The 15,307-nt window shown below is 51.1% G+C and carries 11 protein-coding genes; 10 read left to right on the forward strand and 1 reads right to left on the reverse strand.

Annotated elements, in window-relative coordinates; genetic code table 11:
• The first annotated feature begins 54 nt into the window (after positions 1 to 54).
• A complete protein-coding gene (plsY, locus tag LX59_RS11885; protein ID WP_144572092.1) occupies positions 55 to 624 on the forward strand; it encodes a glycerol-3-phosphate 1-O-acyltransferase PlsY in 570 nt (189 codons plus the stop codon).
• On the opposite strand, the gene tsaD is transcribed toward plsY, so the two are convergent.
• Positions 621 to 1,646, reverse strand: coding sequence for a tRNA (adenosine(37)-N6)-threonylcarbamoyltransferase complex transferase subunit TsaD (gene tsaD / locus LX59_RS11890; protein WP_144572093.1), 1,026 nt, complete (start codon positions 1,644 to 1,646; stop codon positions 621 to 623). The two genes, plsY and tsaD, sit on opposite strands and share 4 nt — an antisense overlap.
• A gap of 197 nt (positions 1,647 to 1,843) precedes the next feature.
• On the opposite strand from tsaD, the gene rpsU reads away from it, so the two are divergent.
• The 9 genes from rpsU to LX59_RS11935 all read left to right on the forward strand — a co-directional run bounded on the left by rpsU (position 1,844) and on the right by LX59_RS11935 (position 15,235).
• The gene (rpsU, locus tag LX59_RS11895; RefSeq protein WP_144572094.1) at positions 1,844 to 2,059 is read left to right on the forward strand and encodes a 30S ribosomal protein S21; all 216 of its coding nucleotides are present in this window, start codon (positions 1,844 to 1,846) and stop codon (positions 2,057 to 2,059) included.
• 99 nt (positions 2,060 to 2,158) lie between these two features.
• Positions 2,159 to 4,027: a DNA primase gene (gene dnaG, locus LX59_RS11900; protein ID WP_144572095.1), complete on the forward strand. Its 1,869-nt coding sequence runs from the start codon at positions 2,159 to 2,161 to the stop codon at positions 4,025 to 4,027.
• 55 nt (positions 4,028 to 4,082) lie between these two features.
• A complete protein-coding gene (gene rpoD, locus LX59_RS11905) occupies positions 4,083 to 5,945 on the forward strand; it encodes an RNA polymerase sigma factor RpoD (protein WP_144572096.1) in 1,863 nt (620 codons plus the stop codon).
• A 104-nt stretch (positions 5,946 to 6,049) separates the two neighbouring features.
• Entirely contained in the window at positions 6,050 to 6,943 is an 894-nt protein-coding gene (gene cysM, locus LX59_RS11910; RefSeq protein WP_144572097.1) for a cysteine synthase CysM, read from the forward strand.
• Complete coding sequence (gene rlmD / locus LX59_RS11915) at positions 6,943 to 8,298, forward strand: 23S rRNA (uracil(1939)-C(5))-methyltransferase RlmD (protein ID WP_144572098.1); 1,356 nt, start codon at positions 6,943 to 6,945, stop codon at positions 8,296 to 8,298. Before cysM ends, rlmD begins: the two co-directional genes overlap by 1 nt.
• Before the next feature lie 59 nt (positions 8,299 to 8,357).
• Positions 8,358 to 10,604 carry a GTP diphosphokinase gene (gene relA / locus LX59_RS11920; protein ID WP_144572099.1) on the forward strand — a complete coding sequence of 749 codons (2,247 nt, stop codon included), beginning with the start codon at positions 8,358 to 8,360 and terminating at the stop codon, positions 10,602 to 10,604.
• 117 nt (positions 10,605 to 10,721) lie between these two features.
• Positions 10,722 to 11,447: a response regulator transcription factor gene (locus tag LX59_RS11925; protein ID WP_144572100.1), complete on the forward strand. Its 726-nt coding sequence runs from the start codon at positions 10,722 to 10,724 to the stop codon at positions 11,445 to 11,447.
• Positions 11,438 to 12,769, forward strand: coding sequence for a HAMP domain-containing sensor histidine kinase (locus tag LX59_RS11930; RefSeq protein WP_144572101.1), 1,332 nt, complete (start codon positions 11,438 to 11,440; stop codon positions 12,767 to 12,769). The genes LX59_RS11925 and LX59_RS11930 overlap by 10 nt, the downstream gene beginning before the upstream one ends.
• Positions 12,770 to 12,946: 177 nt before the next feature.
• Positions 12,947 to 15,235 (forward strand): TonB-dependent siderophore receptor, encoded by a 2,289-nt coding sequence (locus tag LX59_RS11935; protein WP_144572102.1) that lies wholly within the window; start codon positions 12,947 to 12,949, stop codon positions 15,233 to 15,235.
• Positions 15,236 to 15,307 lie beyond the last annotated feature (72 nt).

Here is a 15,307-nt window from a genome sequence, read left to right on the forward strand (position 1 = left end):
CAAGGAAACAGAGCCTGACTAGACTGGTATCGGAAGATCATTCGGATAAAGCTCATGTTCTACTTGCTGATCCTGTTTGCTTATCTGTTGGGTTCGATCTCTTTTGCCATTGTACTCTGTCGCTGCGCAAAGGGGCCGGATCCACGTATGAATGGTTCGGGAAATCCCGGAGCTACTAATGTGCTGCGTATCGCGGGTAAAAAATGGGCTGTATGGACTTTAGTCGGCGATCTGAGCAAAGGCGTGTTGCCCGTTTGGTTAGCGGCTGAGTTGGGGTTAAACGTACAGCAACAAGCTTGGATTGGTCTTAGTGCAGTGTGCGGTCATCTGTATCCTGTGTTTTTTGGCTTCCAAGGCGGTAAAGGGATTGCTACGGCGGCAGGGATGTTACTAGCTTTGTGTGTTCCAGCCGCTATCTTGGCTATTTCCGGTTGGCTCTTAACCTTCTATTGGACACGCATTAGCTCTTTGGCCGCTATGATTGCACTGCCCCTGAGTTTACCTCTGCTGCTGTGGTATTACCCCAGTGCTTTATTGCCCATGAGTTTATTGGCTAGCCTGCTGATTTGGCGACACCGAACTAATCTCTATGCCCTAATGGGGGGGCAGGAACGGCATTTCTAAATCGGGGATAGCTGTTCCATCGGCCAGCGGGCTCGTACTTCAATACTGGGGCCGTCGTGTTGCCCCGCGATGAGACGTTGGCAACCGGCGTAGGCAATCATGGCACCATTATCGGTACAGAATTGGGAGCGGGCGTAAAATACCTCACCGCCTTGCTGTACCAACATGTGCTCTAGGGCTTGGCGTAGTACTTGATTCGCACTCACCCCTCCTGCAATCACCAAGCGTTTTAGGCGGGTCTGTTGAAGAGCGCGTTGGCACTTTATCGTTAGCGTTTCCACCACTGCTTGTTGGAAGGAGTGGGCGATTTCAGCGCGGAGTACATCCCGATCGGGTTCGCTTAGCTGGTGCTGCTGCCATGCATTCAGAGCCGCCGTTTTGAGTCCACTGAAACTAAAGTCGAGACCGGGACGGTCGGTCATAGGACGTGGGAATTGAAAGCGGCTATTTTGAACGCTTGTGGCCCAGTGCGCGATTTCAGGCCCGCCAGGGTAATTTAGTCCCAGTAACTTGGCCGTTTTATCAAAGGCTTCGCCCGCTGCATCATCCAAGGATTCGCCCAAGAGTTTGTATTGGCCAATACCCTGAACTTCAATCAGTTGGGTGTGGCCTCCTGATACAAGGAGCGCCACAAAGGGAAACTGCGGAGGATTGGCTTCCAGCATGGGAGCCAGCAAGTGCCCTTCCATGTGGTGTACCCCTAAAGCAGGGATTCCCCAACCTAGGGCTAAGGCTTGAGCGCAAGAAGCACCCACTAACAAAGCACCCACTAGGCCGGGCCCGGCGGTGTAGGCGATACCATCAATTTGGTCGGTGGTACAATGGGCATCCGTCAAAACCTGACGGATCAGGGGCAGTAAACGCCGCACATGGTCGCGGGAGGCCAGCTCTGGAACCACTCCGCCATAGACGCGGTGTAAGTCAATTTGGCTGAATAATTGATCGGCCAGCAACCCTTGTTGGCTGTCGTACAGGGCGACACCGGTTTCGTCACACGAGGTTTCCAGTCCCAACACCCGCATTTACTACCTCATCGCTCACTGAGCCAGACAAAGTTCTGCATGTTATCCTGTAGTGTCTGCCTCGGCCAGTGTTTTCCCGGAGCACTTTGCATTTCACGGGCTAAGGGAGTAACATCCGCAACCCTGAAAAACCATCGTGCTTACGAGCCATTTGCCGAAGCGCGTTGTCAACGTACTCAAGTGAAGGTAAGCCCTGGATGCCCGCTGTTAAAGTTAAAGAAAATGAGCCCTTTGATGTAGCCCTGCGTCGCTTCAAGCGTTCCTGCGAAAAAGCCGGTATCTTGGCTGAAGTCCGCAGCCGTGAGTTCTACGAAAAGCCCACTTCTGAGCGCAAGCGCAAAGCGGCCGCAGCAGTTAAGCGTCACGCTAAGAAAGTTCAGCGTGAGCAGCGCCGCAGCGTACGTCTGTACTAAGAAACGGGTGGGAGCTTCCCACCTGCGTTCTATAAAAAACCCCACAAAGCGAATTCGCTGTGGGGTTTTTTGTCTTTGGTGCTTTGAGTTCCCCGTGCCATGTCCGGTTCGATCCCTCAGTCTTTTATTCATGACCTGCTAAATCGAGTAGATTTGGTTGGGTTGATTGGTGAGCGCATCACGCTGAAGAAAAGTGGGAAAAATCACTTAGCGTGCTGTCCCTTCCATGATGACCGTTCCCCTTCGTTTAGCGTTAGTTCTGAGCGTCAGCGTTATCACTGTTTTGGTTGTGGAGCGAAGGGAGACGCTATTGATTTTTTGGTGAACCATGACCGATTGGACTTTCGTCAGGCTGTTGAGGAGTTAGCCCATCGTGTGGGTGTAGACATACCCTCTGAGGCCAGAGGCTCTGAGGGAATAATAGAGCCTAAGACACCGCTCTATAACCTGTTAGCAGATGCAGCGCTCTGGTATCAACAGGCCTTAAAAGAGCATCCCAAGCGCCAATTAGCGATTGATTATCTGAAGGGGCGGGGGCTATCTGGTGCCATTGCCCGCGATTTTGCCTTAGGGTTTGCACCGCCCGGTTGGGATCACCTGATTCAGGCATTGGGAACGGATAACGATCAGCAGCGCTTGATGTTGGATGCGGGCTTGATCCTTGAGAATGCTGAAACCGGACGGCGCTATGATCGGTTTCGGGATCGGATTGTATTTCCGATTCGAGATCAGCGAGGACGGGTGATCGCTTTTGGCGGTCGTGTTTTAGGTGATGACAAACCCAAATACCTGAACTCTCCTGAGAGCCCTGTCTTTCACAAAGGCCACGAGCTGTATGGTCTGTATGAGGCGCGGCGCTTCAACCGTGATCTAACAGAAATCATGGTGGTGGAAGGCTACATGGATGTCATCGCCTTGGCCCAACAAGGGTTACGCAATGCGGTAGCGGTGCTGGGAACAGCCACCACGGGCAAGCATATTCAGTGTTTATTTCGCACAGTGCCCAACATTCTATTCTGTTTTGATGGCGATGCAGCAGGACGTGAGGCGGCGTGGCGTGCTTTGGAAGCGGCACTGCCTCATCTTGAGGATGGTCGTCGCGTGCGTTTTTTGTTTTTGCCTGAGGGAGAAGACCCTGATTCCTTGGTGCGGCAAGAGGGTGTAGAAGTCTTTCTTGCGCGCATTCAGCAGCAGGCGCAAACCTTGGTTGAGTATTGCTTCAAAAAGCTGGCCGAGGATGTGGACTTATCTCTGCCAGAAGACAGGGCTCGCTATCAAAAACTGCTGACTCCGTTAATCGAGCAGGTGCCGGGGCCGTACCTACAAGAACTGATGCGGCAGCGACTGACTGAGCTGACGGGCTTATCGGCTCCGTCTAAATCTGACATCAGCGGGTCAACCTCTGCGCCTGCGCCATCAAATCCTGTTTCTGTTGCAGAGCTAACAAACGCCGCTGATCGACAAAGTTCAACTTCTGTTGTGACCTCTAAGGCAGGATATGCGTCTAAAAAGACAGATTCGCCCATCCGAATTGCTTTGTGTACGCTGTTGTATCGGCCAGAATTGGCTCAACGAGTGGGCGCCATTGACTGCTTAGAGGATTTAGACACGGATCCTGATACTCAGTTACTGAGTCAGCTGCTCCGCTGGTTGGGGAGTACACCCCACCTAAAGCCTGTACAGTTATTAGCTCGATGCCACGGAACGGAACAAGGACATCACCTCATCAGTCTGCTAGAGCAAGAGTGGCTGATTGCTGAGGATAACCTTGAACAACAATTTTTTGACACTATAAATAATCTGATCGTCCGACAACACGAGCGCAGCCTTGATGCCTTGTTGCGCAAAGCTCGTGAGACTGAATTGGGCATTGAAGAAAAAGACCGTCTGCGTCATCTGTGTCATCTGGTACAACGCAGTGCGTCTGAGGGTTCTGCAACAGCATCTGGTGCGAATAGAGAATTATAAGCTATAATTTCAAGCTTATGTTCGGCCCGCCAGACTATACAGTGGATAGGGTTTTATGTCCGGAAAAGCGCAACAGCAATCCCGTCTTAAAGAGTTGATTCAGCGTGGCCGTGAGCAAGGCTACCTGACTTACGCTGAAGTCAACGACCACTTGCCTGAGGATATCTCCGATCCGGAGCAGGTGGAAGACATTATTCGCATGATTAATGACATGGGTATCAATGTATTCGAGGTTGCCCCGGATGCTGATGCTCTGCTTTTGTCTGAGGCGGAAACCGATGAAGCCGCAGCTGAAGAGGCTGCCGCTGCTTTAGCTGCGGTTGAAACCGATATTGGCCGCACTACAGACCCAGTGCGGATGTACATGCGGGAAATGGGGACTGTTGAGCTGCTGACCCGTGAAGGCGAAATTGAAATCGCCAAACGCATCGAAGAAGGCATTCGTGAGGTGATGGGCGCAGTAGCCCATTTTCCAGGTAGCGTAGCCACTATTTTGTCTGAGTATGAGCGTGTCGTGAGTGAAAGCGGCCGTTTATCCGACGTACTCAGTGGCTATATTGATCCCGATGACGATGGCGCCGCAGTGGAGGCTGAGATTGAGCCTGTGCTGCAAGCGTCCACCGCTAAAGCCGTTGTCGATGATGATAAAGACGAGGATGAGGACGAAGAGGGTAGTGACTCTGAGGATGACGAAGAGGGCGATGGTGGCCCCGATCCTGAAATAGCGCGTCAACGCTTCACTGCTGTTGCCGATCAATTGGCTCTGACAACCGCTGTGCTGGAACAGCACGGTCGTGATAGCGCTAAAGGGATTGCAGCCTTAGAAGCCTTAGCCGAGCTGTTTATGCCCATCAAGCTGGTGCCGCGCCAGTATGATTTGTTGGTAGACCGGGTTCGTAGTGCGTTAAACCAAGTGCGTCAGCAAGAGCGGGCCATCATGCAATTATGTGTGCGTGATGCGCGGATGCCGCGTGCCGACTTCTTAAGTAAGTTCCCTGGCGAAGAAACCAATCTGGCTTGGCCTGAAAGCTTGGCCTCGGGTAAAACCAAGTACGCTGAAGCTATAGCTCGTTACAAAGACGCTATCATCGCTTGCCAACAAAAGCTGGTGGATTTACAGCAGGAAATTGGTTTATCCATTGCTGAAATCAAAGAAATCAACCGCCGTATGTCCATTGGTGAAGCCAAAGCACGGCGCGCCAAGAAAGAGATGGTGGAGGCTAACCTACGCTTGGTGATTTCTATTGCTAAGAAGTACACCAACCGTGGTCTGCAATTCTTGGATTTGATCCAAGAAGGCAATATTGGTTTGATGAAAGCGGTAGATAAGTTTGAATACCGTCGTGGTTATAAGTTCTCTACCTACGCCACTTGGTGGATTCGTCAAGCTATTACGCGCTCGATTGCGGATCAGGCCCGCACCATTCGTATTCCTGTACATATGATTGAGACCATTAACAAACTCAATCGTATTTCTCGGCAAATGCTTCAGGAGATGGGCCGCGAGCCTACGCCCGAAGAGCTGGGTGAGCGTATGGAGATGCCGGAGGATAAAATCCGTAAGGTGCTCAAAATCGCTAAAGAGCCCATCTCTATGGAAACCCCCATTGGTGACGATGAAGACTCCCACTTGGGTGACTTTATTGAAGACTCCACCATGCAGTCTCCTATTGATGTGGCGACCGTAGAGAGTCTTAAAGAGGCCACTCGCGAGGTTTTATCGGGTCTTACCGCACGGGAAGCTAAAGTGCTGCGTATGCGTTTCGGTATCGACATGAATACCGACCACACCTTGGAAGAGGTAGGTAAGCAGTTCGACGTAACCCGTGAGCGTATCCGTCAGATTGAGGCCAAGGCTTTGCGCAAACTACGACATCCTACCCGTAGTGAGCATCTGCGCTCTTTCCTCGACGAGTAATCTTCCTCTCTCCGTCAGTACCCGGTATGCACCGGGACTGACCGGCACTGAATCAGGTACTTGCGGTATGATGCCACTCTTTTCCTTTGAGTGGATTCAGGGCTATGACTATCCAGTATCCCACCATTGCTGAGTGTGTCGGTCGCACTCCTTTGGTTCGTTTGCAGCGTTTGCCGGGTAACACCACCAATACTGTGCTGGTTAAGCTGGAGGGGAATAATCCTGCTGGCTCCGTTAAAGACCGTCCTGCTTTATCCATGATTACCCGTGCTGAGCTGCGAGGAGATATCCAAGCCGGCGATACCTTGATTGAGGCTACTTCGGGGAATACGGGGATTGCCTTGGCAATGGCCGCTGCTATTCGAGGCTATCGGATGATTTTGATTATGCCCGACAACTCCACCGCCGAACGCAAGGCGGCTATGACAGCCTATGGAGCAGAGCTGATTTTGGTCAGCAAAGAAGAGGGCATGGAGGGGGCGCGGGATTTAGCCCTCAGTATGCAGGCCGCCGGTAAAGGGAAGGTACTGGATCAGTTTGCCAATGGCGATAACCCAGAAGCTCATTATCAGGGCACAGGCCCGGAAATTTGGGAGCAAACCGGTGGAACCATCACCCATTTTGTCAGTTCTATGGGCACAACGGGCACCATTATGGGTGTCTCGCGTTATTTGAAAGAACAAAATCCGAGTGTACAGATTGTGGGGTTGCAGCCTATGGAGGGCGCTTCTATTCCTGGAATCCGACGTTGGCCGGAAGAGTATTTACCTAAAATCTATCAGGCTCAGCGTGTCGATCAGATCGTAGATATGTCCCAAGGAGAAGCTGAAGAGACCATGCGCCGCTTGGCTCGGGAAGAGGGGATTTTTTGCGGAGTATCCTCAGGTGGTGCTGTAGCGGCTGCCTTGAATCTTTCTCGGGAGCTAGAGCACGCGGTGATTGTGGCCATTATTTGTGATCGAGGCGACCGCTACCTCTCTACAGGTGTATTTGGCTAATGGCCAAGCGAAGTTCAGGACTGCGTTTCCAATCAACGGCAGGTATTCCCTCTAAGACTGTACCCGTTGGCAAGCGCCAACGAGTGCAGATTGAGCGGCTATCCCATGACGGGCGAGGTATTGCCTTTTTGGGGGAGGCAACTTGGTTTGTGATTAATGCCTTGCCGGGAGAGGAAGTTGAAGCTCGGGTGTTATCTGCCCGGGCTAAGGTGGTTGATGCCCGTGCAGAGCGCTGGTTTTCCACGCATCCAGATCGGCAGACTCCCGCCTGTTCCCATGCAGATCGCTGCGGTGGTTGTACCGTACAGCATGTGTCAGCGGCCCAGCAGCTTCAGCTAAAACAGCAGGTATTGGCGGAGCAGCTTCAGCGAGCGGGTTTAGAGCCTGAGTTTTGGGCAGCCCCTTTATCAAGTCCTACTTGGGCTTATCGGCGGCGGGCTCGTTTGGCTGTGCGTTGGGATCATCAAGCTCAGCAGATGCGTTTAGGTTTTCGGGCGGCGGCCAGTCAGGAGATTGTTTCTATCCAAGAATGCCCGGTGCTGGTGCAGGAGTTACAAGCACTGATTAAGCCTTTGCAGGAGTTGGTCAGTAGCTTAGAGCGTCCTAAGGCTTTAGGGCACCTAGAGCTGTTTAGTGGTAATGAGCCCGCACTGTTACTGCGCTTGACCGCGCCGCTTGGTGACGAAGATCAGAAACGTTGGCAAAACTTTGCCCAAGCCCACCGGGCTCAACTTTGGATACAAACTCAAGCCGAACCCAGCTTAGTCTATGCGACTCAGCCGTTAAGCTATGCTTTACCTCAATGGAATTTGCAGTTGAATTGTCGGCCCTGTGATTTTGTGCAGGTTAACGCTTGGGTTAACGAAGCTATGATTAACCAAGCCTTAGACTGGTTAGCTTTGGACACTGGGGCCGTTGTTTTGGATTTATTTTGCGGCTTAGGAAATTTCTCACTGCCTTTTGCACGTCAAGGAGCGACCGTGTTAGGTATTGAAGGGGTAGCACCTATGGTAGAGCAGGCCAGTAAAAATGCGGCACATAATAAGCTGGCTTCAGTGTGTTTCCAGCAGGCGGATTTGAATAACCCAGATGAGTTAACCCGCTTGTTAGCCATACAGCAACCCCGTGCCGTGTTATTAGATCCCCCGCGTGAAGGTGCTTATGCGGTAGTTTCCCAATTTAAAAGGCTCCATGTGCCGCAGATTTTGTATGTGTCCTGTAATCCCTCCACTTTGGCGCGTGATGCGGTTCAATTGCAGCAGGCGGGTTACTGTTTAAAGCGTGCAGGCGTATTGGATATGTTTCCCCAGACGGCCCATGTAGAAGCAATGGCATTATTTGAGCGTGCAGATTGAGTCTAAACCCAAATGGACTAAGACCTAACTAGGGCACGCATGTAAAAAGGAAGACGAGGATGGTACAGGTTAGATCGCCTCAACCGGTCAAGACCGATGGCAGCATCGACCTAGATCGCTGGTTGGATCATGTGCTTGCCATTGATTCAGCCCTGAATCGACAAGCATTGAAGGAAGCCTGTGAGCGCGCACGTCAAGCCGATATCTTGATACCCCATCAAGATGAGGAAGCCCCTCAGGTACCTAGCCATGTAATCGGGCTGGAAATTGCTGAAATATTGGCTGATCTCAAGCTAGATCAAGACAGCCTAGTAGCAGCGGTACTCTATCGCGGGGTTCGAGAGGGCAAGATTAAGCTCACTGAGGTGCGTCATCAGTTTGGAGCGGTAGTTGCCAAATTGATTGAAGGCGTACTGCGCATGGCCGCCATCAGCGACAGCCTTAATCCCCGTGAGTCTATGGTGCTCAGCGCCCAAACTCAGGTGGAAAACCTGCGCAAAATGCTGGTCGCTATGGTAGATGACGTGCGCGTAGCACTGATTAAACTGGCGGAGCGTACCTGTGCCATCCGTGCGGTAAAAAATGCAAACGAAGGGAGACGGCAACGGGTCGCCCGTGAAGTCTTTGACATCTATGCGCCCTTGGCTCATCGCTTGGGGATTGGCCATATCAAGTGGGAGCTGGAGGATTTGTCCTTCCGCTACCTAGAGCCTGAGCAATACAAGCAAATCGCCCAACTACTGCATGAGCGGCGGGTCGATCGTGAGCAGTACATCACCACCGTGGTGCAGCAGCTTAGGGAAGCTTTGAGTGATACCCAGATCAAAGCCGAAGTTAAAGGACGTGCCAAACACATTTATTCCATCTGGCGCAAAATGCAGAAAAAAGGTCTGCAATTTAGCCAAATTTACGATGTGCGCGCGGTTCGGGTTTTGGTTCCAGAGGTGCGCGACTGCTACACCGCGTTAGGTATTGTGCATACCCTGTGGCGGCATATTCCCAAGGAATTCGATGACTACATCGCCAACCCTAAGGAAAATGGTTACCGCTCCTTGCATACTGCCGTAATTGGCCCTGAAGGCAAGGTATTGGAGGTGCAGATTCGTACCAGTGCCATGCACGAAGAGGCTGAGCTGGGTGTTTGTGCTCATTGGAAATACAAAGGCACGGACGTAAACAGCACCTCAAGCCACTATGAGGAAAAAATCTCTTGGCTGCGGCAAGTCTTGGAGTGGCACGAAGAGCTTGGAGACATCGGTGGGCTGGCGGAGCAACTGCGGGTCGATATTGAGCCGGATCGCGTTTACGTCTTTACTCCAGATGGCCATGTGATTGACCTACCAAAAAACGCTACCCCCTTAGATTTTGCCTACCGTGTGCATACGGAAATAGGTCATGCTTGCCGTGGTGCTAAGATCAACGGCCGCATTGTGCCTTTAAACTACAGCCTACAAACAGGTGAGCAGGTTGAGGTCATCACCAGCAAACAGGGCACGCCGAGCCGTGATTGGTTGAATCCCAATTTAGGCTACGTCACCACCTCGCGGGCGCGGGCTAAGATTGTTCACTGGTTTAAACTGCAAGCGCGTGATCAAAATGTAATTGCGGGCAAAGCCATGTTAGAGCGGGAATTGGCCCGTCTGGATTTACCGCCCGTCAATTACGAACTCTTGGCTGAAAGGGTAAACCTTAAAACTGCCGAAGATATGTTCGCCGCCCTCGGGGCGACCGATCTGCGTCTGAATCAGGTGGTGCATCAAGCGCAACAATTGGTAGAGCCTGAGCGCGACTCCGATAACTTTGAACTGATTCCGCGCAAAACCCCAACGCCTCGGGTAGGGAAGCGGGATGATGTACAGATCCAAGGGGTTGGCAACCTGATGACGCAGATTGCAGGCTGCTGCCATCCCTTGCCCGGTGATCCCATCATTGGCTACATCACTCAGGGGCGCGGGGTCAGTATTCACCGGCAAGATTGCGCCAATGCACTACAGTTGGCCAGCCGCGAGCCTGAGCGCATCATTCAAGTAAGCTGGGGGCCAGAACCGGAGAAAACTTATCCGGTGGAAATCTTCATTCATGCATACGACCGAGCAGGCTTGCTGCGGGATATCTCCCAAGTATTGCTGAATGAAAAAATCAACGTGATTTCGGTGAATACTCAGTCCAATAAAGAAGACAGCACGGCCCATATGTCTTTGACCATTGAGATTCCTAGTTTGGACGCTCTGGGCCGCTTATTAGGGCGTATTTCTCAGCTTCCGAATATTATCGAGGCTCGGCGGCGGCACCGCATTACCTCCTGATTGATAGGGGCTGCTCTGTAAATTTTGTACAGAACAGCCCCTATAGAGAGCCTTCGGGAAGTCAGAGTGTTTTCTTGTTTGGAATTAAAATAGAATCTTTTTCATTTGTGGTGTGTTATGCAGCCTTACCATGAACAGCAGATTCTAGCTATTGAGGATGATGCCTTACTGGGTCAGCACCTGAGTCAGCATTTAACGCAGCGTGGATTTAACGTAACCCTGTGCCGCGACGGTCAAAAAGGTTTGCAGTGGGCTTGCCAACAAAATTTTGACTTGATTTTGTTGGATATTTTACTGCCTAACTTAGATGGCTTGGAGTTGTTGGGCCATTTGCGGCGCTCTTCGCATCAGGTTCCCGTCATTTTGATTTCGGCTTTGGGGGACGAGCAAGCGCGTATTACCGGCTTTAGCTGCGGCGCTGATGACTACCTACCCAAGCCTTTTAGTATGAATGAGTTACAGGTTCGGGTTGAGGCCATTTTACGGCGGGTGGCCTATGAGCGTGGCATGCCTCCGGTGAGCTCTAACCAAAATCAATTGGCATTACACTTTGACGAAGAGCAGGGTGATGTTCGCTTGCAGGATCAATGGGTAGGTTTAACTCCTACCGAGTACCGTTTGCTGGAAACCTTGACGCAACATCAAGGAGAAGTCCTTACCAAAGCCTTTTTATACCAGCACGTTTTGCGGCGGGGCTATGCTCAACATGATCGTAGTTTGGATATGCATATCAGTAATATCCGGCGCAAATTGATGCCGGTCGGTGGGCAAAAAATCAGGTTAGAAGCCGTATGGGGTCGAGGGTACGTATTAAACGTACAGGACAGCTTTGAATGTCGCTAAGTCGTTATTCGTTGCTATGGAAGTTAGCTGCGCTTTTGGTGATGTTTTGCTTATTGATTATTTCATTATCGGGGGCTTGGGTTGACCAAATTAGGTTAAAAACGGCATTTCTTTCCGTTGAAGCAAAACAGGTATTAAGTATTTATGCGTTAGAAGCAGAACGTGCCGCATGGGCGGGTACTGTGGATTCCTTTTTAAAGCGCATGCGAATGCGCGAGCAAGGCTTAATTATGGTGGTAGACAATCAGTTACAGCCTTTAAGTACCCCCCCTTTTCCAGAAGACCTGTACGACCGCCTCACCTCCATGCGTCAGCTTCATATGCCTATGAGTAGGCGATCTCCCATACCGCCTTTAATTGATGTGCCTTTCCCTAATGAGCAAGGGCATTTGGCCATTCAGCTTCCCGAGCGCTTTTTACCTTGGGAGTACCAAGATCTGATTGTGGTTGCGGTGCGCTATCTGCCTCCTGTGATATTGGCCTTATTGTTTGGTATTGGTCTGTATCAAGTGCTTATCGCTCCTTTGGCCAATCTGTCTCAGCAAGCCAATGCCTTGAAAGCCGGTCAATTGGGGCTTTCTTTAGATCCCAACATGGCAAGACGGCAGGATGAATTGGGCGAGCTAGGGCGTGCCTTGCAACATATGGCGGATCGTTTGCAATCCTCCATTCTTCAGCAACGCCGATTGCTGCGGGATTTATCCCATGAATTACGCACCCCTTTAGGTCGTCTACAGGTTGCCTGTGAGATGCCGCTTAGTTTGGAGGAGTGGCGTACTCGAGTAGAACGCGAAATAGGGCTGATGAGTTCGTTGGTCAATAGCACCTTAGAGCTGGCTTGGTTGGATACAGAACAGCCCAACTTTAGCTTAGAGCCCGTTAATGTTCCCGCCCTTTGGGATGTATTGTGTGAGGATGCCCGTTTTGAGTCCGGTTGGAGTTTGGAGCGCTTTCCCTGTGAGCTTCCAGCACATTGCAGCGTGCGCGCTAATTTGAACGGTCTTGCCAGAGCTTTGGAGAATATTTTGCGTAATGCTATTCGGCATTCGCCCGCTCAAGGCAAAGTGATGTTGGGTGGGCAGCGTATGGTAGACGGCCATTGGTTGCTGTGGATTGAGGATCAGGGGTCGGGTGTTCCAGAAGAGGATTTAGGAAAAATCTTTCAACCCTTTACCCGGCTGTGTGCCGATCGACCCGGCGGAGATGGTTTTGGACTGGGGTTAGCCATCGCTAAACGCATGATTACACAGCAAGGAGGACGACTATGGGCAGAAAATACCTCATCGGGGTTGCGCCTTAATTTGGTTTTGCAAAGTGTATAGCTTGTAAATGTATGATTTGTAAGGAATGTATAACTTGTAAATAGGCTTTACTGTCAAGTGGTAATCAATAGCATTTGCTGAAATTCACTGGCGACTCGTTCCTAACTTTAGGGTTTCTTGACCTCTGTCACCAAGAAATCTTTAGAGGGTATAGGGAGTCTGGATGGAGGCAAACCCATGCAACCCTGTTTCAAACTGCGTTATTTATCCTTGGCTCTTATGAGCTTGTCTTCCCCAGCTTTAGGGCAAATGACCATTGGGGAAGATATTGGCGAGGATCAGGCCACGGATAACGCGGGAAACGCATCTTCAGACGCAGTACAACTAGAGCATGTGTTAGTAACGGCGGCAGAAGAACTGAAACAGGCTCCGGGGGTATCCATCATCACTGCGGAGGATATTCGTAAACGTCCGCCCGCCAATGACCTGTCCGACATCATTCGTAAAATGCCTGGTGTCAACCTAACGGGTAACAGCTCCAGCGGCCAGTATGGTAACAACCGCCAGATCGACATTCGCGGTATGGGCCCAGAAAACACCCTAATCTTGATTGATGGTAAGCCAGTGCGTTCGCGTAACTCGGTGCGTATGGGGCGCAGCGGTGAGCGGAACACACGGGGCGATACCAACTGGGTACCGGCAGAATTGGTAGAGCGCATTGAAGTACTACGTGGCCCAGCAGCAGCGCGTTACGGCTCCGGTGCTATGGGGGGTGTGGTCAACATCATTACCAAAAAGCCCACCGGCGACACCCACGGCACCCTGTCGTACTACACCAACCAGCCCGAAAGCGAATACGAAGGTTACAGCCGTCGCTATAACTTCAGTTTGTCTGGCCCCATTGCCGAAAATCTGGGTTATCGGCTGCACGGTAACATCAACAAAACCGATGCCGACGATTTGGCATTAAACGGCGCTTATGCGACAGGAACAACCGCTCCAGCGGGTCGGGAAGGGGTGCGCAACCGTGACCTTGGTGGTTTGCTGCGTTGGGATATGACCCCGAACCAAACTTTAGAGGTGGAGGGTTCTTACAGTCGCCAAGGCAATATCTACGCCGGTGACCGGGCTGTGTCGGGCACAGGTTCTGACTTGTTGACCACCTTAGCTGACGGTGGGGCAGAAACCAACGTCATGTACCGCCAAGCCTTTTCCGTAACCCATAAAGGGCACTGGAATTGGGGTACATCCTCTCTGATTTACTCATACGAAAACACACGTAACCGCCGTTTAAACGAAGGATTAGCGGGTGGTAGTGAGGGTAGTATTAACACGGACGCGACTAGGTCCACTTCCGAGTTTGATAACTACAGCTTCCAAGGTGAAGTGAATATCCCCTTCAACTTCTTTGTTAACCAAGTGGCTACCTTGGGGTTTGAATACACCAAAGAAGTCCTAGATGATCCCTTTTCTAACAGTCAGTCTACAGCCAATGGGGGAACCTCTGACCTCATTCAGGGTGGGACTCGTAAATCGGAAAGTACCAACGAAAACTTTGCCCTGATTGCAGAAAGTGTGATGAGTGTGACGGATCGTTGGACGTTAACCCCCGGTTTGCGTATGGATCACCATACCCTGTTTGCTACCAGCTGGAGCCCTAGCGTTAACACTACCTACAACATCACCGATGCTTTCAGTATTAAGGGGGGTATTGCCCGCTCCATCAAAGCCCCTAACCTCTATCAATCCAATACCAATTATTTGTACTTCACTATGGGGAATGGCTGCCCAGTAACGGCTCAAAACCAAGGGGGAGGCTGCTATGTGATGGGTAATGATGGTCTGAGCGAAGAAAAAAGCTGGAATATGGAGTTAGGAATTGCCTACGTGAAAGACGGCTGGAACCTAGGTTTAACCTATTTCCGTAACGAATACGAAGACAAAATCCAAGCGGGTTATACCGCTATTGGTAGAACTACGGGAGGGACACAGACTGCGGGTACCGATGGTTATGGCCAAGTTCTGCAGTGGGAGAATGCCTCTAAGGCCATCGTAGCGGGTTTTGAAGGCACTATTAATATCCCTCTGATGGGGGTGGATGGGGATATCCTGAGCTGGAATACCAACTTCACCTATATGCGGGAAAATCACAACAAACGAACACATGAAGTACTGTCAGTGATTCCAGAATTTACGATTAACTCCATTTTGGATTGGCAGGCGACTAAAGATTTGAATTTGAACCTGAGTATGACGACTTACGGTTATCAAGAGCCGCGTACCTTTAGTGGCAGCACCGGTACCAATGTCACTGATGAGGCAGCGTTGAAACAACGAGGCGGCTATACCCTGTGGGCTATTAACGGTAATTATGACTTGGGTAAAAACTGGAGCTTCGGTGCGGGTATCAACAACCTGTTTGACAAAGAGCTCAAACGTGAAGGCACTAACGCCGGTAGCGCGGGCGCGGGCTCTTACAATGAGCCGGGCCGTTCTTACTACGCCTCCGCAAAATTCTCTTTTTAATCTTTAGAAAATCCAATGGCTCGCCTAGGCTAGAACTAGCCTTAGGTGAGACTAAGGTCAATTTATGTAACC

It is taken from the genome of Azomonas agilis (assembly GCF_007830255.1).
Taxonomy (GTDB): domain Bacteria; phylum Pseudomonadota; class Gammaproteobacteria; order Pseudomonadales; family Pseudomonadaceae; genus Azomonas; species Azomonas agilis.